This is a genomic window from Streptomyces sp. NPDC058051, assembly GCF_042885475.1.
Taxonomy (GTDB): domain Bacteria; phylum Actinomycetota; class Actinomycetes; order Streptomycetales; family Streptomycetaceae; genus Streptomyces.
The window spans coordinates 38,192-58,866 of sequence record NZ_JBHVRW010000021.1 but is presented as its reverse complement, the minus strand read 5'-3'; the positions used below and the strand labels follow the sequence as shown (position 1 = coordinate 58,866).

At 68.1% G+C, this 20,675-nt stretch carries 17 protein-coding genes; 15 read left to right on the top strand and 2 right to left on the bottom strand.

Features of this window, described 5'->3' with window-relative positions:
• Window positions 1-8 precede the first annotated feature (8 nt).
• The 13 genes from ACFVUT_RS27830 to ACFVUT_RS27770 all read left to right on the top strand — a co-directional run bounded on the left by ACFVUT_RS27830 (window position 9) and on the right by ACFVUT_RS27770 (window position 16,431).
• Window positions 9-842, top strand: coding sequence for a carbohydrate ABC transporter permease (locus tag ACFVUT_RS27830; RefSeq protein WP_389658400.1), 834 nt, complete (start codon window positions 9-11; stop codon window positions 840-842).
• 4 nt (window positions 843-846) lie between these two features.
• Window positions 847-2,538, top strand: coding sequence for a beta-N-acetylhexosaminidase (locus tag ACFVUT_RS27825; protein WP_389658319.1), 1,692 nt, complete (start codon window positions 847-849; stop codon window positions 2,536-2,538).
• Between the two features lie 612 nt (window positions 2,539-3,150).
• On the top strand, window positions 3,151-4,047 hold the full coding sequence (locus tag ACFVUT_RS27820) for an FAD binding domain-containing protein (RefSeq protein ID WP_389658316.1): 897 nt from the start codon (window positions 3,151-3,153) through the stop codon (window positions 4,045-4,047).
• Complete coding sequence (locus ACFVUT_RS27815; RefSeq protein WP_389658313.1) at window positions 4,044-6,152, top strand: 2Fe-2S iron-sulfur cluster-binding protein; 2,109 nt, start codon at window positions 4,044-4,046, stop codon at window positions 6,150-6,152. Before ACFVUT_RS27820 ends, ACFVUT_RS27815 begins: the two co-directional genes overlap by 4 nt.
• Window positions 6,149-8,485 carry a xanthine dehydrogenase family protein molybdopterin-binding subunit gene (locus ACFVUT_RS27810; protein ID WP_389658310.1) on the top strand — a complete coding sequence of 779 codons (2,337 nt, stop codon included), beginning with the start codon at window positions 6,149-6,151 and terminating at the stop codon, window positions 8,483-8,485. Before ACFVUT_RS27815 ends, ACFVUT_RS27810 begins: the two co-directional genes overlap by 4 nt.
• Window positions 8,486-8,618: 133 nt before the next feature.
• The gene (locus ACFVUT_RS27805; RefSeq protein ID WP_389658307.1) at window positions 8,619-9,158 is read left to right on the top strand and encodes a hypothetical protein; all 540 of its coding nucleotides are present in this window, start codon (window positions 8,619-8,621) and stop codon (window positions 9,156-9,158) included.
• 45 nt (window positions 9,159-9,203) lie between these two features.
• Window positions 9,204-10,646: a hypothetical protein gene (locus ACFVUT_RS27800; protein ID WP_389658303.1), complete on the top strand. Its 1,443-nt coding sequence runs from the start codon at window positions 9,204-9,206 to the stop codon at window positions 10,644-10,646.
• 29 nt (window positions 10,647-10,675) lie between these two features.
• Window positions 10,676-12,085 (top strand): type VII secretion-associated serine protease mycosin, encoded by a 1,410-nt coding sequence (gene mycP, locus ACFVUT_RS27795; protein ID WP_389658301.1) that lies wholly within the window; start codon window positions 10,676-10,678, stop codon window positions 12,083-12,085.
• A gap of 200 nt (window positions 12,086-12,285) precedes the next feature.
• Complete coding sequence (locus tag ACFVUT_RS27790) at window positions 12,286-12,690, top strand: hypothetical protein (RefSeq protein WP_389658298.1); 405 nt, start codon at window positions 12,286-12,288, stop codon at window positions 12,688-12,690.
• A gap of 3 nt (window positions 12,691-12,693) precedes the next feature.
• A complete protein-coding gene (locus ACFVUT_RS27785) occupies window positions 12,694-14,415 on the top strand; it encodes an alpha/beta hydrolase (RefSeq protein ID WP_389658295.1) in 1,722 nt (573 codons plus the stop codon).
• A gap of 128 nt (window positions 14,416-14,543) precedes the next feature.
• Window positions 14,544-15,038, top strand: a complete 495-nt coding sequence (locus ACFVUT_RS27780; RefSeq protein WP_389658292.1) for a hypothetical protein — start codon at window positions 14,544-14,546, stop codon at window positions 15,036-15,038.
• On the top strand, window positions 15,039-15,845 hold the full coding sequence (locus ACFVUT_RS27775) for a S8 family serine peptidase (RefSeq protein WP_389658289.1): 807 nt from the start codon (window positions 15,039-15,041) through the stop codon (window positions 15,843-15,845). It begins immediately after the preceding gene.
• Window positions 15,846-15,993: 148 nt separating this feature from the next.
• The gene (locus ACFVUT_RS27770; RefSeq protein ID WP_389658286.1) at window positions 15,994-16,431 is read left to right on the top strand and encodes a hypothetical protein; all 438 of its coding nucleotides are present in this window, start codon (window positions 15,994-15,996) and stop codon (window positions 16,429-16,431) included.
• A gap of 1,492 nt (window positions 16,432-17,923) precedes the next feature.
• Here the strand turns inward: ACFVUT_RS27770 and ACFVUT_RS27765 are convergent.
• The gene (locus ACFVUT_RS27765; protein WP_389658283.1) at window positions 17,924-18,403 is read right to left on the bottom strand and encodes a hypothetical protein; all 480 of its coding nucleotides are present in this window, start codon (window positions 18,401-18,403) and stop codon (window positions 17,924-17,926) included.
• Between the two features lie 718 nt (window positions 18,404-19,121).
• Entirely contained in the window at window positions 19,122-19,529 is a 408-nt protein-coding gene (locus tag ACFVUT_RS27760; RefSeq protein WP_389658280.1) for a hypothetical protein, read from the bottom strand.
• 84 nt (window positions 19,530-19,613) lie between these two features.
• Here ACFVUT_RS27760 and ACFVUT_RS27755 point away from each other — a divergent pair, with 84 nt between their 5' ends.
• Window positions 19,614-20,429 carry a Scr1 family TA system antitoxin-like transcriptional regulator gene (locus ACFVUT_RS27755; RefSeq protein WP_389658278.1) on the top strand — a complete coding sequence of 272 codons (816 nt, stop codon included), beginning with the start codon at window positions 19,614-19,616 and terminating at the stop codon, window positions 20,427-20,429.
• Window positions 20,426-20,674 carry a DUF397 domain-containing protein gene (locus tag ACFVUT_RS27750; RefSeq protein WP_389658275.1) on the top strand — a complete coding sequence of 83 codons (249 nt, stop codon included), beginning with the start codon at window positions 20,426-20,428 and terminating at the stop codon, window positions 20,672-20,674. The genes ACFVUT_RS27755 and ACFVUT_RS27750 overlap by 4 nt, the downstream gene beginning before the upstream one ends.
• The last annotated feature ends 1 nt before the right edge of the window (window position 20,675 follow it).

Here is a 20,675-nt window from a genome sequence, read left to right as displayed (position 1 = left end):
CGCGGAGCATGCTGCGCATCCGCCGGCCCGGGCGGCTGGCGGCGGAGGCGGCGGCCCTGCTGATCGCCGCCGCGGTCGCCTTCCCGCTGTACTGGATGGTGCTCTCGGCCCTCAAGCCCGCCGGCGAGATCCAGTCGACCGACCCCCGGCCGTGGACGCTGTCGCCGTCGCTGGACTCGTTCCGCCGGGTCTTCGAACAGCACGACTTCGGACGGTACTTCCTCAACAGTCTGCTCGTCGCCGGTACGGTCGTGATCGCCTCGGCGCTGATCGCCTTCCTGGCGGCCACGGCCGTGACCAGGTTCAGATTCCGCTTCCGCACCACCCTGCTGATCATGTTCCTGGTCGCGCAGATGGTGCCGGTCGAGGCGCTGACCATCCCGCTGTTCTTCCTGATGCGGGACTTCGGGCAGCTGAACACGCTCGGTTCGCTGATCCTGCCGCACCTCGCCTTCTCGCTGCCGTTCGCGATCTGGATGCTGCGCGGCTTCGTCAAGGCCGTCCCGGACGCACTGGAGGAGGCCGCCGCCATCGACGGCGCGAGCCGCGCCCGGTTCCTGTGGCAGATCCTCTTCCCCCTGGTCCTTCCCGGCCTGGTGGCGACCAGCGTGTTCTCGTTCATCTCGACCTGGAACGACTTCCTGTTCGCGAAGTCGTTCATCATCAGCGACCTCTCCCAGTCGACGCTCCCGATGGCGTTGCTGGTCTTCTTCAAACCCGATGAGAACGACTGGGGAGGGATCATGGCAGCCTCGACGGTGATGACCATCCCCGTCCTGGTCTTCTTCGTACTCGTACAGCGCCGCCTGGTGTCGGGACTCGGCGGAGCGGTGAAGGACTGACGCCATGGACATGGAACTGATTCCGACCCCGGTGCGTGTCGGTGGTCTTGGTGGCTCTGGTGGCTCTGGTGGCTCTGGTGGTTCCGGTGGTTCCGGTGACGACGGGCGCGACGGCTTCCGGCTGGATCCGTCCACCACCCTTGCCGCGGCCCCCGGCACCGAGAGCACCGAGCGCTGGCTGCGCTCCACGCTCGGCGCCGCCTTCGGCCTGCCGCTCGCACCGGGCGCCCCGGACGCCGAGAACACCATCCGGCTGCGCATCGACCCGGCTCTGGAGCCCGAGGGCTACCGCCTGGGCACCGGAACCGGCCGGAGCGTCGAGATCACCGGGGGAAGCGCCGCCGGTGTCTTCTGGGGCGCCCAGACCCTCCGCCAACTCCTCGGCGCCGAAGCCTTCCGCCGCGCACCCATCAACTCCGGCAGCAGCATGCCCGCCATCCCCGTCATCCACATCGAGGACAGCCCCCGCTTCCCCTGGCGGGGCATGATGCTGGACGTGGCCCGGCACTTCCTGCCCAAGGACGACGTCCTGCGCTACCTGGACCTCCTCGCCGCGCACAAACTGAACGTCTTCCACTTCCACCTCACCGACGACCAGGGCTGGCGCATCGAGATCAAGCGTCACCCGCGGCTGACCGAGGTCGGCTCCTGGCGGTCCCGCACCAAGCACGGCCACCGGGCCTCCGAACTGTGGGACGAGACCCCGCACGGCGGCTACTACACGCAGGACGACATCCGCGAGATCGTCGCGTACGCCGCCGAGCGGCATATCCGCGTCGTCCCCGAAATCGACATCCCGGGCCATTCGCAGGCCGCCATCGCCGCGTACCCCGAACTGGGCAACGCCGACGTCATCGACACCACCGCCCTCTCCGTCTGGGACACCTGGGGCATCAACCCGAACGTACTCGCCCCCACTGACACCACCCTGCGCTTCTTCGAGGGCGTCCTCGAAGAGGTCCTCGACCTCTTCCCCGTCGCCACCTCGCCGTTCATCCACATCGGCGGCGACGAGTGCCGCAAGGACCAGTGGAAGGAGTCCCCGGCCGCCCAGGCCCGTATCGAGGAATGCGGACTGGCCAACGAGGACGAACTCCAGTCCTGGGTCATCCGGCACTTCGACACCTGGCTCACCGCACGCGGACGCAGGCTCATCGGCTGGGACGAAATCCTCGAAGGCGGCCTCCCCGCGGGTGCCGCGGTGTCGTCCTGGCGCGGGTACGGGGGAGGCATCGCCGCCGCCGAGGCCGGCCACGACGTGGTGATGTGTCCGGAACAGCACGTGTACCTGGACCACCGTCAGGACGGCGGCCCCGACGAGCCGATGCCCATCGGATTCATCCGCACCCTGGAGGACGTCTACCGCTTCGAACCCGTGCCGGCGGGCCTGGCCGAGGAGGCGGCCCGTCACATCGTCGGCACCCAGGCCAACGTCTGGACCGAGGTCATGCAGAACCGGGCCCGCGTCGACTACCAGGTCTTCCCGCGCCTCGTGGCGTTCGCGGAGGTCGCCTGGTCGCCCCTGCCCGCCTCCGCCGACCGCGACTTCGCCGACTTCGAACGCCGGATGACCACGCACTACGCCCGTCTTGACGCGCTCGGCGTCGACTACCGGCCGCCGAACGGGCCGCTGCCCCGGCAGCAGCGCCCCGGCGTACAGGGACGTCCCCTTGAAGGACCGCCCCCGAACGTGTGATCCCGGCCGCGCTCCGGTTCCGGCCGTCACCCTCCCCCGGGAGTGTGGCGGCCGGCCGTCGTTCCTGTGAACGCGTCCCGCAGGAACGGGCAGGAGCGGGCAGCAACGGGCAGGTTCGGGCGGGACCGGAATGGCCGGAACGTGTCCTCGCCGGATCCGGACAAGGGACGGCGGCGGTGGGCCGACCGGAAAGAGCGGCCCGAGTGCGGCCCGAGTGCGGCCCGAGCAAGCGGCGCGACCAAGCGGCCCGAGTGAACAACCCGCAGGAATCCGCCGGGACGGACAGCCGGAAAGGAACTGAAAAGGAACCGGACAGAAACCGGAAAGAAACCAGAATGAACAGCCCAAACCGAACAGTGGGAACGGGCAACCGGAACTGAACGGTCAGAGCGGGCACCGCACATGGGACACGCCGAAGAGCGGCAATGCGTGCGTAGCGTCCAAGCAGGGTGAATTGGGATCATTCCCCTGAGTAGGGATGTATACGCCCTTCGCGGACCCTCGCGTCGGGGCGGTCGGAAGATGTGCCAGAGTTGCCACGTCCAGGCTTTGAGCACGTACCGTACGGCGAAACGAGCCGGACCGCCGGGACACCGGGAAGGGGCAGCTGGGTTGACCACGCACGCACCGCAGGCGACGCAGTCCGTGATGCTGCCGGCCTCGCTAGACGAGGCCGTGGCGGCGCTGGGCGCCATGCCCGCCGCCGTTCCTGTGGCAGGTGGCACGGACCTGATGTCGGCCGTCAACAAGGGGCTGCTGCGCCCCTCGGGGCTGGTCGGCCTCGGCCGGATCAGCGAGCTCCGTGGCTGGCACTACCAGGACGGTCACGCCCTGCTCGGCGCCGGACTCACCCACGCACGCATGGGACGCCCCGACTTCTCCGCCCTCATCCCCGCCCTGGCCGCCTCCGCGCGCGCCGCGGGCCCGCCCCAGATCCGTAACGCCGGAACGCTCGGCGGCAACATCGCCACCGCTGCCCCGACCGGTGACGCCCTGCCGGTGCTCGCCGCCCTGGAGGCGGAACTCGTCATCGCGGGTCCGGGAGGCGCGCGCCGCGAGATCCCGGTGTCGCACCTGCTGGCCGGCCGCGACATGCTCGAACCCGCCGAACTGATCGGCTTCGTCCGGGTACCGCTGCTGCACGCCCCGCAGGTCTTCCTGAAGGCCACCGGCCGCACCGGGCCCGGCCGCGCCACCGCGTCCGTCGCGATCGTCCTCGACCCGGCCCGGCGCGGGGTGCGCTGCGCGGTCGGCGCCATCGCACCGATGCCGCTGCGGCCCCTGGAGGCCGAACGCTGGATCGCCTCACTGATCGACTGGGACGGCGAACGGGGTCTGGCCCCCGACGCGCTGGCCGCCTTCGGCGAGTACGTCGCCGCGGCCTGCATCCCGGACGAGGCACCACCTGCCGACGGGGGAGAGGTGCCACCGCTGCCCCCCGCCGTACTGCACCTGCGGCGGACCGTCGCCGCACTGGCCCGACGCGCGCTGGGGAGGGCACTGTCGTGAGCAACGAGGACCACAACGACCAGCACGGGCAGCGGGAGCGGCCGCAGCACGGGGGCTGGCAGCCGACACCGCAGGGCGGCGAGTACGACGCCGAGGCGACGGCCTTCGTCCACCTGCCGCCGGAGGACCTGGCGAGCATCCCGCTGGCCGCGCCCGGCCAGGGCTACGTACCGCCGATGATCCTGCCGCTGACCCCCGCGGTCGGGATCGACCCGGCGGCCACGGGCAGTTGGACCGTGCAGACGCAGAGCCAGCAGGAGCCGGGCGCGCAAGCGGAGCAGCAGGCGCCCGACGCGGTGCACTGGCCGGATGCGAACCAGCAGCCGCAGTACACGTACGACTACCCGCAGGAGCAGTACGGGGGGACGCCGGCCGCGACGGGCCAGTGGAACTTCACGGAGCCCGCCGAGTACGGCGGTCACGCCGACCGCAGCGGCCAGTTCGACCGTCCGGCTCCCCCGGACCACAGCGGTCAGTTCGACCGTCTGGCCCCCCCGGATCACGGCGGTGAGTTCGACCGTCCGGCTCCCCCGGACCACAGCGGTCAGTTCGACCGTCCGGCTCCGCCTGATCACAGCGGGCAGTTCGGTCATATCGCTGCGACCCACAGTGGCCGGTTCGACGAGAGCGGACAGGCAGGCCCCGCCGCCGCTCCTGCCGCCCCCACCGGCCACACCGGGCAGTGGACGATTCCGGTCGCCGACGGTGACCTCCCGGAGGAGTCCGGAGAGTTCGCGGCGTCGGCTCTGGCCTCGCAGTGGTACGCGGACCGGACCCCGCCGGCCACGCTGCCGGGCGGTGCGCCCGCTCCGTGGGCGACGCCGCAGCCGGTCGCGGACGCCGAGCCCGAACCCCTGCTGGAACAGCAGCCACCCGGAACGGACATAGAGCCGGAGCACGCGCCCGGGGACGCGTACGCGCCCGCGACGGAGAACACGGAGAACTCCGGGGCGCCTTCGGCGACGCACTCCGAGGCAGGCGCCGCGACGACTGCGGCCCCGCACTCCCCGGCGTCCACCGCCCCGGACTCCGCGACATCCTCCCCGGCCTCTCCCTCTCCCTCTCTCTCTCCCTCTCCCTCTTCCGCAACGTCCTCCGTGTCGTACGAAGACACCCTCCGGGCCCCCGCCGCCGAGGCGGCACCGGAAAGGGCTGCCGGGGGCGGCGCGGTATCCGATGCCGGAGAGCCCCCCGTTCCCGGGACGGACCTCACACGGGCCTCGGCCACCGAAGCCTCCCCGGCCCCCGAGACACAGGCCGAGACACAGGCCGCGACACAGGCCGCGACACCGACCGAGACCGCGCCCGGGACACCGGCCGAGTACGGGACCGAGACGCCGACCGGGACACCGGCCGAGTACGGGACCGAGACCGCGCCCGAGCAGGACCCGACGGACCTGTCGGCCGAGACGGCTTCCGGCGCCGAGCCGGACGCGGACGCCGACGCCGACCCCGACGCGGACCCCGACGCTCCGCTCGCGACCTCGTCCCTCGACGCCCCCAGCGAACACCCCGCCGCCTCCTACGTCCTGCACGTGAACGGCGCCGACCGGCCCGTCACGGACGCCTGGATCGGCGAGTCGCTCCTGTACGTGCTCCGCGAGCGCCTGGGCCTCGCCGGTGCCAAGGACGGCTGCTCGCAGGGCGAGTGCGGTGCCTGCAACGTCCAGGTGGACGGCCGCCTGGTCGCCTCCTGCCTGGTCCCGGCGGCGACCGCGGCCGGCAGCGAGGTCCGTACGGTCGAGGGACTGGCCGTGAACGGTGAACCGTCCGACGTCCAGCGCGCCCTCGCCCGATGCGGTGCCGTCCAGTGCGGCTTCTGCATCCCCGGCATGGCGATGACCGTCCACGACCTGCTGGAGGGCAACCACGCCCCCAGCGAACTGGAGACCCGCCAGGCGCTCTGCGGCAACCTCTGCCGCTGCTCCGGCTACCGCGGCGTCCTCGACGCCGTGAACGAGGTCATCGCAGGCCGCGAGGCGACCACCGGCCCCGCCCCGTCGGACTCCTCGTCCCCGGCGTCCGACGAGGCCCGCATCCCGCACCAGGCGGCACCCGGCGCCGGTAGCGTTCAGCCGCACCCGCAGGACGGAGGCATGGCGTGAGCAACGACGCAGCCACCGCTGCCAACGCGACCGGCACACGGATCACCGCCGCGTCGGCCGAAGGGTCCGACACCGAGCCGCCCGCGCTCGGCCTCGGCGCCTCCCTCCCGTCCGCCGACGCGCGCGCCAAGACCCAGGGCACCTTCCCGTACGCCGCCGACCTGTGGGCCGAGGGCCTGCTGTGGGCGGCGGTCCTCCGCTCCCCGCACCCGCACGCCCGCATCCTGTCCATCGACACCTCGGGCGCCGTCGAGATGCCGGGAGTACGGGCCGTCATCACGCACGAGGACGTCCCCGGGGAGAGCGCCTACGGCCGCCGGATCGTCGACCGGCCGGTCTTCGCCTCCGACCTGGTGCGCCACCACGGCGAGCCGATCGCCGCGGTCGCCGCCGACCACCCCGACACGGCCCGGCTCGCCGCCGCGGCCATCGCCGTCGAGTACGAGGTCCTCGAACCGGTCACCGATCCGGAGAAGGCCTTCGAGGCCGAACCGCTGCACCCCGACGGCAACCTGATCCGCCACATCCCGCTGCGCTACGGCGACCCGGACGCCACGGGCGAGATCATCGTCGAGGGCCTGTACCGCATCGGCCGTCAGGACCCGGCCCCGATCGGCGCCGAGGCCGGACTCGCCGTGCCCCGCCCCGACGGCGGCGTGGAGATCTACACCGCCTCCACCGACCCGCACACCGACCGCGATCTCGCCGCAGCCTGCTTCGGCCTCGAACCGGACCGGGTGAAGGTCGTCGTCACCGGAGTCCCCGGCGCGACCGGCGACCGCGAGGACCCCGGCTTCCAGCTCCCCTTGGGCCTGCTCGCCCTGCGCACCGGCTGCCCGGTCAAACTGGCCGCCACCCGCGAGGAGTCCTTCCTCGGTCACGCCCACCGTCACCCGACGCTGCTGCGCTACCGCCACCACGCGGACGCCGAGGGCCGGCTGGTGAAGGTCGAGGCGCAGATCCTGCTCGACGCGGGCGCGTACGCCGACGCCTCGGCCGAGTCACTCGCCGCCGCGGTCGCGTTCGCCTGCGGCCCGTACGTCGTCCCGCACGCCTTCATCGAGGGCTGGGCGGTCCGTACGAACAACCCGCCGTCGGGCCATGTGCGCGGCGAGGGCGCGATGCAGGTCTGCGCGGCGTACGAGGGCCAGATGGACAAACTGGCCGCCAAGCTGGGCATCGACCCGGCCGAACTGCGCCTGCGCAACGCCCTGTCCACCGGCGACATCCTCCCCACCGGCCAGACGGTGACCTGCCCGGCACCGGTGGCCGAACTCCTGCAATCCGTAACGGACTTCCCCCTCCCCGCACTGCCCAAGGACTCCCCGGAGGACGACTGGCTGCTCCCGGGAGGCCCGGAGGGCGCGGGCGAACCGGGCGCGGTGCGCAGGGGAGTCGGCTATGCGCTGGGCATGGTCCACATGCTCGGGGCGGAGGGCGCCGACGAGGTCTCCACGGCCACGGTCCGGGTCCACGACGGCGTCGCCACGGTCATCTGCGCCGCCGTCGAAACGGGCCAGGGCTTCACGACCCTGGCCCGCCAGGTGGTTCAGGAGACCCTGGGCATCGAAGAGGTCCACGTGGCGTCCGTCGACACCGACCAGCCCCCGGCGGGCCCCTCCGCGCACGGCCGCCACACCTGGGTCTCGGCGGGAGCGGTGGAACGCGCGGCCAAGATGGTCCGTACGCAACTGCTCCAGCCCCTGGCCCACAAGTTCGGCATGTCCACGGAACTGCTCCAGATCGCCGACGGCAAGATCACCTCGTACGACGGGGTGCTGTCCACGACCGTCACGGAAGCGATGGACGGCAAGGAACTCTGGGCCACCGCCCAGTGCCGCCCCCACCCGACCGAGCCCCTGGACGAGTCGGGCCAGGGCGACGCCTTCGTCGGCCTCGCGTTCTGCGCGATCCGCGCGGTGGTGGACGTCGACATCGAACTCGGCTCCGTACGGGTCGTGGAGATGGCGGTCGCCCAGGACGTCGGCCGGGCCCTCAACCCGTCCCAACTGGCCACCCGCATCGAGGCGGGCATCACCCAGGGCATCGGCGCCGCCCTCACCGAAAACCTCCGCAGCGCCCGCGGTCTCATCCGCCACCCCGACCTCACCGGCTACCTGCTCCCGACCGCCTTGGACACACCGGACATTCGCATCGTGAAACTCGTCGAAGAACGCGACGTGGTGGCCCCCTTCGGCGCCAAGCCCGCCTCGGCGATCCCCGTCGTGACCTCCCCCGCAGCGGTGGCCGCTGCCGTACGAGCCGCCACCGGCCGCCCGATCAACCGCCTCCCCATCAGGCCCCAGGCGGCGGTGGCAGCCCCCAAGTCCTGAGCCCTGCGCGGATGGCGTGATCCGGGTTGCACCTGCAACCCGGAGGTGCGCGCTGTCACCGCTGCTGGCTAAGGTGAACCCCAAAGCTGGAGCCGAAGCGTCAATCGGCTGTTGCTCAACGGGGGAGGGTGCTGTGGGACAGAACGATCCGGGGGCGGAGTCTTCGGCCTATCCACTGGCCGTGCTGGGCGGCATGGGCGCCATCGGCGCGGTGGCCCAGAACGCCGTGGGCGAACTGGTCACCGAACTGTCGTCGTTCACCAAGTTCCGCGAACGCGTCGAGGAGATCCTGCGCGACCTCAAGGCGTCGCCGGCGGACGCGAAGAAGCTGGGCGAAGTCGCCATCGGTAAAACTCAGTTCGGCGACCCCGCGTGGGCAGAAGCAGCGGGCTTGCACACTTCGTACCAGAAGGTCATCACGGAGCTGGAAACCCTCTCGAAGCTGCTGTCGGATTCCATCGAAGGTCTGGGCATCGCGGTGCTGGCGGCACACAAGGGCTACGAGAACCTGGACGATGACATCCGCGATCGCATGCTCGCCATCAAGCGGGGCGCGGAGAAGCACTATGACGGTGAGTACAACCCGGTCCCCGAAGAGGGGAAGCCTGGAAGCGGGCAGTCGGCTGCTGCGAAGCCGGCGGGAGGCGACACGGCGGGCGGCGCTGGCATCTGATGACCACGATCATTGGTTCGGTACCGGCAAAAACGGGGGTGTGAGATGGGTACGACATCGTTCGACGGCATGTCGCACGAGAAGATGAGCGCGTGGCTGGACAAGGCCAACAGTGCGGCTGTCCAGGCTGCGGCTGACCGCTTGTCGAGCGCGGCGACCGAGATCGACAAGATCGGCGAAGAGCTGAAGATCCGTCCGCAGATCGTGGACTGGAAGGGTGAGGGAGCGCACTCGTTCCGCACCTGGAGCGCCGACCTGGCCAACGCCACCCTGCGTCTGGGGCTGTACAGCAGGGAGGCATCGAAGCGGATCGGTGAAGCCGCTGAGGCGATCGCCTCAGCCAAGGCGGCGGCGCCTCGTCCCCAAGCGGGCGCGAAGGCGAATCTGGAGGCGGCCCTCGCGGTACCGAATGACCCGGACGCGGTCGCACTGGCGACGAAGCTGGGCGCGGAGAAGGACGCCATGGCCAGGGCGATGACGAACCTCTCTCAGGCGTACAACCAGTCGGTGGATGGAATCGGCGTACTGGAGAAGCCGGAGTTTCCGCCGCCGCCGCAGGTGATCGTGCCCCGCTCGGAGGAAAGCCGCGACCACGCCACCAATGACTATGTCTCTGGCGGCGGGACGACAGGAGGCGCCGCCGGTGCGGTGGCAGGGAGTGTCTCGATGCCTGGGGTCGGCCACGTCTCGTCTGGCGGGTCGACAGCACTCTCAACTGCGCACTCAAGCGTGACCGCTCCGGTCGGCGGCACAGTGTCGCGCCCGGTGGACATGGGGATCGACAGTCTCGAGACGCTGCCGACCACCTCACCGAATCCTTTGGTGAATCAGCCTGGCGTGCCGGTGCCGGGAAAGCCCGATGGCGGAATGCCTGTAACGCCCGCCGTTCTGCCGCCCAGCATCGGCGGCGGACCCCGCGTACAGCCCGCGTTGACAAATGGGGGTGGCAGGACAACCAATATCTCTCGTCCATCAATGTCTTTGCCCACAGGGAACCCGGTGACAGGACCTGCGGGGAGGCCGTCCCAAAACAGTGGAATCGTAGGTGGCCGCCCGGCCGCGCAGCCTTCTGGGCGTCCCACGGGGGGTCTTCCTCGCGGCACCGTGATCGGTGGCGAGGGCACTCACGCCGGTCGCGGAGCGATGGGGCACGGCGCCGGGATGGGCGGGGTCGGGGGCAGCGGCCAGAGCGGGATCGCCGGTGGCCGCCGATTGGCGGGCGAGGCGGGTGGCGTGGTGGGAGGCCGCCCTCAGCAGCCTGGTCGCGTGGGCACTCGCCCCTTTACGCCCGGTGGCACCGGTCTGGTGCGGGGTACGGCAACGGGCGGCGGCAGCAACGGAGTTGGGCAGGCGGGTCGCGGAGCCGCCAATAGCGGGAGAGCAGGAGACCCGCGCCGTGATGAGCAGGAACGCCCGGATTACCTCGTCGAGGATGAGGAAACCTGGCAGCAGGGTGACCGACGGGTCGTCCCGCCGGTGATCGACTGATTAGCAGAAAATCGGGAAAAGGGAATGGGATGCGTACCAGCAGTGCAGCGGCCATCCGTCGTGGAATCGCCGTCTCGTCCGCAGTGACGCTGCTACTGGTGGGCGCCAGTCCTGCGTACGCGGACACCGTCCGTTCGGACCAGTGGTACCTGGATGCGATGCAGGCCGAGCAGATGTGGGAGTTGAGCACGGGAGAAAACGTCACCGTAGCTGTCATCGATTCGGGTGTGGACGCATCTGTCCCAGATCTCCAGGGACGCGTTCTCAAGGGATTGGATCTGGCCAAGGATTCCGCCGGGGATGAGCACACAGACTACGACAATCACGGGACTGGCATCGCGAGCATGATCGCCGGAATCGGTAATGCGCGTGGTGGCGGTGGTTCTTTCGGGCTCGCCCCGGGAGTAAAAATCCTGCCGATTCGCCTGAGAGACAATGCCGGTAAAGTGAATGGGGCAACAGGGAACAAGTATTTCAATGAAGACTTGTCCGTGGCTATTCGCTTCGCTGTCGATCACGGTGCAAAAATCATCAATGCTTCTGTCGGGGACAGCATCGGGGGATCGCAGCAGCTCACCGATTCCGTGAAATACGCCCTGGCTAAAGGTGCGCTCATCTTCGCGGCTGTGGGAAACAGTGCTGACGAGGGAAACCTGATCGAGTATCCTGCCGGAACCCCGGGGGTCGTCGGTGTGGGAGCGATCGGGAAGGACCTGCACAAAGCGGATTTCTCCCAGTACGGCTCGCAGGTCGATCTCTCGGCCCCGGGCGTGGACATGGTGCACGGCTGTAGCGGGGGCACCAAACTATGCAAAACCAGTGGTTCCAGCGATGCCGCAGCCATCGCTTCCGCTTCCGCCGCGCTGGTCTGGTCCAATCATCCGGACTGGACCAATAACCAGGTACTGCGCGTTCTGCTCAACACGGTCGGCGCTCCGACCAGTGGTGCACTGCGCAACGACTATGTCGGCTACGGCATCGTCCGCCCCCGCATCGCCCTGAAGACCCCGGGCGACCCCGGCCCCGCCGACGAGTACCCGCTCCCCGACCTCGCCGCAGCCGAGAACCCCAGCCCTTCCCCCTCCGCCAAGCCTTCCAGGACGGCCGAGGGTTCAACGGACGAGGGCACGCCCGCGGCCGGAGCACCGGCCTCCGACGACGAGAGCAGCAACACCGGCCTCTGGATCGGCATCGGAATCGGCGGAGCCGCGCTCATCGGTGCAGCGGTCGCCGCCCTGGCCATCCGCTCGCGCCGCCGCAGGTCGGCCGATGCGGCGGCACCGCCCGTGTACCCGCACCAACCTCCGTACCCCAACCCATATCAGCAATCCCAGCATCAGCCCCAGCCCACATACCCGGCCTACGGGCCCCCTCCGGCTGGTCCCCCCCGCTCCAAATCGCCTTATGCCGGGCCTCCCCACGATGAAATGCCCAACTGAAACACCATTCTGATACCCCCGGGTATCGGACGGTACAGAGCTTGTCGTGTGCGGCAGGCTAGGTCGGTACCTGCGGTGGACCAGCGACATCACGACATCACGAGACTTTGCGACCGCTCTTTGGCCTTGAGTGCGCGCACTCAAGGCCGAGGAAGAAGCGGTGGTTGGCCCAAGGATGATCAGCGACCGAGGGGGAACGCATGTCCACGCCGATCGGCGGTGCGACGCAAGGGTTCTGGATCGAACCGCACGAGGTGCAGAAGGCTGGTGAGGCCGCCCAAAAGGTCGCCCAGGACATACCGGAAGACATTAAAACCCTGTTCGCGCCCACGGACACGGCTGTCGCCGGACTGGTCGGTTTCCAGTCCGCTCAGGCGGTTGACGATTGTCTGGAGGCGTGGGCGAAGGCACTGCGCTCATTGGCGGGCATGGTGGGAGGCGCGGCGGACGCGGTCAGTAACTCCCATAAGAGTTTCACACTTGAGGACGAGGAGCGTCGGAAGTCGTTCCTCGGCCCCAACGCTCCGGGCATCAGCACCCCGGGCCTCTATCACCCGCACACCCCAGGGCTCACCGAACTGCCGTCGACGAACGGAGGGTACTGACACATGCGGGTCTCGGAGCTCCGTGATGCCAAGCCACTTCTACTGACCGACGCCGGCGACGCCTGGGACGGGCTGGCAGAAAAGTTCACCACCCATGCCGGTGACTTCGGCAAGTATCTGCACCGCCCCCTCCGCCAGGATGGGGTCTGGGGCGGGGTAACCGCCGAGTCTGCTGCCGACCGACTTGCCCGGATGCAGAGAGACCTGAACGTCGCCAAGGAGGAACTCGACGGAGTGGGGACCGTGTTGAGGGCATGTGGTGAGGAGTTCTCCACCCAGCAGGGCCGACTCCTGGCCGCCGTCGCGGATGCCACGGAAGCAGGCTATGAAGTCGCCCACGACGGTACGGTCACCGCTCCGGCTGTCGACACCAGCCACATGATGCCGGGTGATGTCGCGATGATGAATCGAGACCACGCCGCTCGTGCTCAGGAGTACGCCGACCGGATTGGTGATGTCGTGAGCGCGGCACAGGCGGCCGACAAAGAGTACGCGGCGGCGATCAGGCTCTTCACTGAGGCCGCCAACCGGTGCGCCAAAGGTAACTGGAACGCCGGCCTGCTGGAATTGGCGACCGCGAACGCGCTCAATCGTGAGCTGCTGTCCGAGCTCGGCATGCCGGACAAGAAAGCTTCACCCGGGGCCGTGCAGGCGTGGTGGGATGGACTCTCGCCCAGTCTTCAGGCAGAGCTGATCCAGGACTACCCACAGCAGATCGGCAGCCGGGACGGAATACCGGCGGCCGACCGCGACCGGGCCAACCGGACGTACCTGCCGATGTTGCTGAGCAGTCTGGAGGCCGACTACGCGGCGGCGACCGGAGATGAGGCGACCGCTCTCAAGGACAAGATCGATGGCGTCAAGGGCATCCAGCAGCAACTGGGCCGGGGGCGCGAGCCCCGCCCGTACCTGCTCGGCATTGGCTCGGAAGGCAACGGCCGCGCCATCGTGTCGTTCGGCAACCCGGACAGTTCGAAGAACGTCTCCGCGTATGTGCCGGGCCTGAACACCAAGCTGAGCGAACACTTCGCGTCATCGGACGTGGACCGGGCCTGGAATGTGGCACACGCTGCGAACAAGATGTACCCGGACACCACGACCGCCTCAGTCGTCTGGCTGGGCTACGACGCACCTCAGTTGGACGGCTTCAAGTGGTCGGCCACTGACGTTATGGACGACGGTGACGCCAAGGCCGGCGCCCCGGCCTACGACAGCTTCCTGAACGGTATGCGAGCCACCCACGAATCCGGATCGCCGCATGTGACAGCCATTGGTCACTCATACGGATCCTTGACCGTGGGCCAGGCCACCCAGCAGCCCGGCGGAATCCCCGCCGACGACGTGGTCCTCGTCGGGAGCCCTGGCGTTGGCGTCGACAAGGCCGCCGACCTCGGCGTGGGTGCCGACCACGTCTACGTCGGAGCTGCGGAGAACGACCAGGTGACCCACCTTCCCACGCCCAACCTTCTGGAGTACATCGCTCCGGGGAGTGAGTACGGCCCCAAGAAGAACTGGTTCGGCACTGACCCGGCTGACAACCATTTCGGAGGTCATCACTTCAGCGTCGCCCCCGGCGAGGACTCCGGCTTCACGGGGCTCGTGACGGGAGACCTGCCCGCGCATTCGATCTACTTCGACCCGGTCGACGGTGGCGATTCACTGAACAACATAGCGAGCGTCGTGGCTGGTCACGGTGACAAGATTCAGACGACGATGCCGAGGTGACACACGTGATCAAACCAGTGTGGCCGCTGGGGTGCGCACTGCTGGTGGCGGTGCTCGCCGCCTGTGGAACCGGCGGTGGGCCCAACGGCACGGAGAGTCGGAGCACGAGAGAACAGAAGGCACCCACGATGGACATGCAGCACGCGGGGCAGCGCTCGGAAGCGATTCTCGACGGCACGCTGGCGGCCATCCGGCCGCCGGTGAAATGGGCCTATGGTGCCCCCGCGGAAGCGGCGTGCAGCACCGGTCTCAACGAGGCGACCGAAACGACGACCGTCACCCGCAGCAGGAACATCCTCACCGTGGTCTCCGAGCAGCGACGCGGCAACCTGTTGGGACTCGTCCAGCGCTACTGGGAACAACAGGGCTTCAAGGTTGTCAGCGTCAACTCCGACAAGGACATGCCACGAATCCGGGCCAGGCATGCCGATGGATTCACCGTCTCCCTGGAAGTCGGCAGCATCGGCAATGTCTCCATCAGCGCGGGACTCAGCTGTGCCGGGAATTCCGTGATGACCTATCCAACAGGGACACCCGGCCACCCCGGAGGGCCGAAGACGGAGGAGTTGAGACCGCAGGAGCATTCGGCCTTCTGGTCCTCCACCGAGCCGGTTCGGCAGTAGATGAGGAACGGGCAGGCACGGCCCCCCAGGGGGCACGTCCGGTCGACGGCAAGGAAGTGCCGTAGCTGCGCGGGTTCCTGTGGTGACATTGCCGCGTATGCACATTCAGCCGTCGCCGTAGTGGTGGGCAAGCCGCGGCCGACTCGGTCTTCCGTCGGTCCGCAGCAGAGTCGTGCAGGTGCGTGGCCGTTCACGCCTGGGGGGTCAGGTTCGCTGAGAGACGGCGCCTCGGGGGAATCAGGGCGTGGTGCGGGGCCGACAGGGCGCGGCGGTGGGATCGCCGTCAACGACGACGTGTCCGCAGGGATTCGTTTTGCGGTTGACAATGGTGCCAAAGTAATCAATGTCTCTCTCGGCAACAATGTGGGATCGCAACGGCTCACGGACGCCGTGAAGTACGCCCTGGGCAAGGGATCACTTGTTTTCGCAGCCGCTGGGAACAGTGCAGACAAGGGAAACACGATCGAGTACCCGGCCGGAACTCCTGGCGTCGTCGGTGTGGGGGCGGTCGGGAAGGACCTGAAGAGGGCCACGTCGTCACAGCACGGTCCACAGGTTGATCTGGCCGCCCCGGGCGTGGACATGGTCCACGCCTGCACCGGGGGTACTCAGCTGTGCAAGAGCAGCGGCACCAGCGACGCCACCGCCATCGCCTCCGCATCTGCCGCCCTGATCTGGTCCAAACACCCCGACTGGACGAACAGCCAGGTCCTGCGCGCCATGCTCCACACGGCTGGCGGCCCGTTCAGTGGTGACGAGCGCACGGACTACATCTGCTACGGGATCGTCCTTCCCGCATCGCCCTGAAGCCCCCGCCACCGCGCCTTCCGGCTCCAACCAGCCCTACGGCATGCCTCATACGCCGGCGGACCGCGCAACTGAGGGCCGAAGGATTTCATGTGTACATGACCGTGAGCTCCCGCGTCGCGCGGGGATATCGGGGAGCAGATCACTCATGGTGCGGGAAGAGTACGAACAGGCCAAAGCGGAAGTCGCCCAGGGCACCGCGGCCAGCACCCGGCTCAGTCAACTGCCAACGAACGGTGCCAAGCTCGACTACCGCGGCATCGAAGGTTCCCCAGTCAGCGACCTCATGACCGGATTCCTTCGCGCCGCCTCCCACGGGCCCGGATTCGCCACCGAACTCTTCGGCCGGGACGACCTGGCGGACTACCTGCTCAGCGACCGCGCTTTCTATCACCAGGACCGCCCCAATGAATGCGGGGGCGGCGATGGTTCGATCCGGGCCAGGGAGGCGCTGGGATCGGCGCTGTTCGCGGCGGGCAGCGGTGTGGACCCTGATCACCCGACGTCGTATGTTGAGCAGACGGAAGCCCGGCGCCAGGTGCTCACCGGGACGTTGCATCGACTTTCCGCGCAGGATGAATGGTGAGGATTGGCTGCCGCCCATTCTGCATGGAGCTTCTTGAGATACGCCTGTCGAGATTGGAAGTTTTCATGGGCTTGCAACGCTCTGGAATAGCTATCTCATGGAGGATTCAATAGGTAACTCTGCTTTTAATGAGAATGGTATCGCTAATGGGATGGTGGGTGTCCACTGATGTGCCGAAGAGAGGGCGGTGTATTGTTTCGCCTGTGCGGAGTTCTGGCTGTGCTCCTTGTCGCGTCGGGGTGTGGTGATTCCCGAAACTATGCCGTCCCTGAAAAAATGTGCGGCAGGGACGTCAGCGCTGATGCGCTTGAGCCGTTGCTCCCTGCCGGGGAGAAATTTGAAGCAGAGGATTCCGGGTCCAATGCCGGAGAGATGCGTTGCGCGATATCTGTGGATGGCCGACCTGTGATGTGGGTAGCCGAACGGCGGGACCAGAATAAGTTCGACGTGATGGATCACGTCAAAGAGGGCCGGGATGCGAGGCGAAACCCCGAAAGGTCCGCGATAGGGGGCGACACGGTTCTCACGGATGGAGAGCTGCTCTCGATGAATCCCTGCCGGGCCCGCGGAGCCGACAAATTCTACATTCTGGACGTGACCATGGCGGAGCCGAGTGGTGCGGAGCAGGACCGAAAGGCGCTGGAGCGGTTCGCGGCCTCGTACCTCCCGGTCGGACTCAAAGCCATGGGCTGCTACTAGCTGCTCGGGTGTTCGCCCTGTTGAGTACCTGGGTTTCGTGCTTACGGGAAAGGCGTTGCGCGGTAGGGGTTCTACGTTCCCTGGGTGGTGGCGGGGGTTGTCGGGACGGGTGGACTGGCTGGTCAGTCAGTCAGTGTTCGGCAGAGCCTGGAGCCGGTCGAGGGCATCGGCTATCGCGTTGCCCAGGGCCGGGTGTGGGCGAGCTTGAGCGAGTGGCGTCGGCCGGAGGCGGCCGGCTGGTCAGCGATGAAGAACAGCCGCAGGTGGCCAAGGCGGTCTCGGCGAGCGGATCCGCGTCGAACACCTGGGCGCCGTCCGGACCTCCGATGGCGTGGGCGGGCCGAGGTGGCATCGGGCGGCCTGTGCCTCCGTGAGGAATCGGGCGGAGTCGACGCCGTCGAGCGGGACGCTCACCACGGATGTCCGGTCGCCTTCCGCGGTACGCGCGATGAACCGCCGCTCGCGGACGGGCATCGCGCCGGGGCCGGTCGGATCCAGCCTCGTGATGACGGTGTAGGGGCCGATCTGCCGGGCTGAGGTGCGGCGCGGCTGTTGCATGTGTCGGAAATCCCCCCGGACGTCATCAGAACTACGGCAGCCTACTCAGTCCCCGTAGCTTCGCCTGCGGTCGCTGTCGACGAGCGCCGCGACCAGTGCGGCGGCGACCTGAGCCACCTGGCGTTCGAGGTTGTCAGATATCCGTGTGGCTGTGGCTGTGGCTGTGGCTGTGGCTGTGGCTGTGGGCGAGGGCGAGGGCGAGGGCGAGGGTGACGGGTGGGTGGGCACAGCACCATCAGTGCTCGGTGGAGAGGTCGGTTCCTTCAGGGGCTTTGTAGCAGCGAGAGCCGACGTCAATGCTGATCAACTCCTTCAGGCTGCCCGACCTGTTCTTGGCCCACTCGATAATGACGGTGTGGTGACTCTTGGTGTTCACGGCCTCGAGCTCAGGGTTCTTGGCGTTCGACTTCGTCACGCCATCTTTTGTGATCTCCCACCCCATCTTGGGAAGTTGATCCCTCAGATTTCGCATGGCTTCTTCAAATGTGCCCTCTTGAAGGTCGTAAATCGACCAGGGATGGACCACCGTGTAGTACTTTTTCATGCCCGGGTCCACCGCTTCGCACAGGTTGATCACGGCTCCCGCCCCCTCGGTCTTCCCCTTGATCTTCATCGTGTCAAGGAGCCTGCTGGAGATGTCTTCCACCTCCTGCTCCGCCGATTCGACCTCCCGCACCCGAGGTGCATAGCCGAGCTTTTCCTCATCGGTCTTCATGGATGAACAACCTGCCAGGGGGATCGCAAGAGAAACTGCAGAGAGAAGGACGGGGACGAGTCGAAGCCGGGGCAGTGGCATCGGCTGGGCGCTAGTCAAGGGTCACACTTTCGTAGTCGCCGACGATGACGCGAGCCTGATTTCTCAGGCTGACAGATGGTCTCGAACCATCATCGCTGCCGTCCCAATAGGCGCCATGGCCTCCGGCACCCGACTCCATGATGTTTGCGCCGAATTCAGGATCCGTCGGGATGGTCCAGTTGTCTCCGAGCCCCACGACTCTGCCACCGACAGTCACGAAGTTGTCACTCGTCCCACGCCATGCGAGATCGTCCTCCCCGTGTCGCGAGCCTGCTCGGGGCAGCCCGCCCGGCTTTGCCGCACCTACCTGGACACGGCCAACTGCCTCGACAGTAGTAGCGCACTGGCCACGGTCCGTGAGTATGCGTACTCAGGCCATTCCCGAGCAGAGAGATTGGCGTGATGGCGACGGTTCCGCGTGCACGAGGGCAGGCACGTCTTGAAGTCGCCGGCCCATGAGTGGAGAAGGCCGAGACCGCCACACTCACCGCCAAGTCCAACGGCCGCGCCTATGAAGGTGTGGAGATCCCCGTCCCGACAGGCCATCCGTCTCCTGGTCGGCATACGTCTCTCTTTCTTCGGCTGCCGCGAGCTCCGGCTGACGTGGAGATCGATCGCGCCGCCATCGCCGTCCGCCTCACTCCTCCTCCGGTGCCAACTGCGCCCTCACCAGCCCGTACAGCAGTTCCGCGTCCACGAACTCCCCCTCCTCCGGCGCCCCGCACCGCCAGCTCAGCGGGTACGTGTTGCCGTCCGGGGCGGGGATTCCCACGTACTGGTCGCGGGCTGTCGGGCCGAAGCACCGGGCTCCCGGGGGCCAGTCGTACTCCTTGCTCGACCCGGGCGGGATGAGGAAGTACATCCACCGGCCGCCCGCGATCTCCCTTACGACCGGGCCCGGTTCGCCCTCGGTGAGGGTTCCGAGGTGGTGCAGCACCGCCTCGCCCCGCACGCCCCGCAGTCGGATGGCATCGAAGTGGATGCCGGTCAGGTGGAGTTGCAGGCCGGCGGCGGGCACCCATTCGGGGTGCTTCTTGCTCGTCATGACCTCAAGGATTCCGGCGGTTGCGTAGCGTGACCAGGAGGACGTGGTCCACATCGACGAGGTGTGGTGAGGGCGGAGGTGGCTGTGGGGACGAGTGGTGAGCCGTCGCAGGTGCGCAGGCTCGTGGGCGAACTGATCCGTATCCATCGGGTGCGGGCCGGGCTCACGCAGAAGGAGGCGGCGGAGCGGTTGTTGATCTCGGAGTCGCTGATGGGGGCGGTCGAGAGGGCGGAGCGCATTCCGTCGCTGGAGCTGCTGGCCGACGCGGACCGGGTCTTCGTCGCGGGCGGTGCGCTGGAGGCGTGCATCGAGCTGGTCGACGAGGAGAAGTATCCGGCGAAGTTCCTGGACTGGGCGCGGCTTGAACGGCAGGCGCGCGTCATCAGCGCGTACGAGACGATGCTGATCCCGGGGCTGCTCCAGACGGAGGCGTACGCGTACGCGCTGTACCGGGCACGCAAACCCGCGTACACGGAGGACGAGATCGTCCGGCACGTCGAGGCGCGGCTGGAACGGCAGGCGGTGCTGATGCGCACGCCGCCGCCGTACGTCGGGTTCGTCATCGAGGAGTCGATCCTGAGCCGGACGCTCGGCGGCGCGGAGGTGCTGAAGGAGCAGTTGCTGTATCTGCTGGAGTGCATGGAGCGGATGAACCACCTCACGGTGCAGGTGATGCCCTCGGAGCAGCACACGCACGCGGGGTTGATGGGGCCGATGCAGTTGATGTGCACGGCGGAAGGCCGCAATCTGGTGTACGTGGAGGCGCAGGGCGGCGATAGGTTGATCTCCAGGCCGGAGCAGGTGGGCGACATGTTCGACCTCTTCGGCATTCTGCGTGCCCAGGCGCTCAACCCCTGGAAGTCGGCGGAGATCATCGAAACGAAGGCGAGACAACTGTGACCACCGGGCCCGAGCTCTCCTGGTTCACGTCCAGCTACAGCAACAACGAGGGCGGTGCCTGCGTCGAAGTCGCCTACTACTGGCGCACGTCCAGCTACAGCGGCAACGAGGGCGGCGCGTGCGTGGAGGTGGCCGCCTGCGCCCACACCGTCCACGTCCGCGACTCCAAGGTCGTCGACGGCCCCACCTTCGCCGTCGCCCCCGCCGCCTGGACCGCCTTCCTGGCGGGTGCCGTCGCGGGCTGAT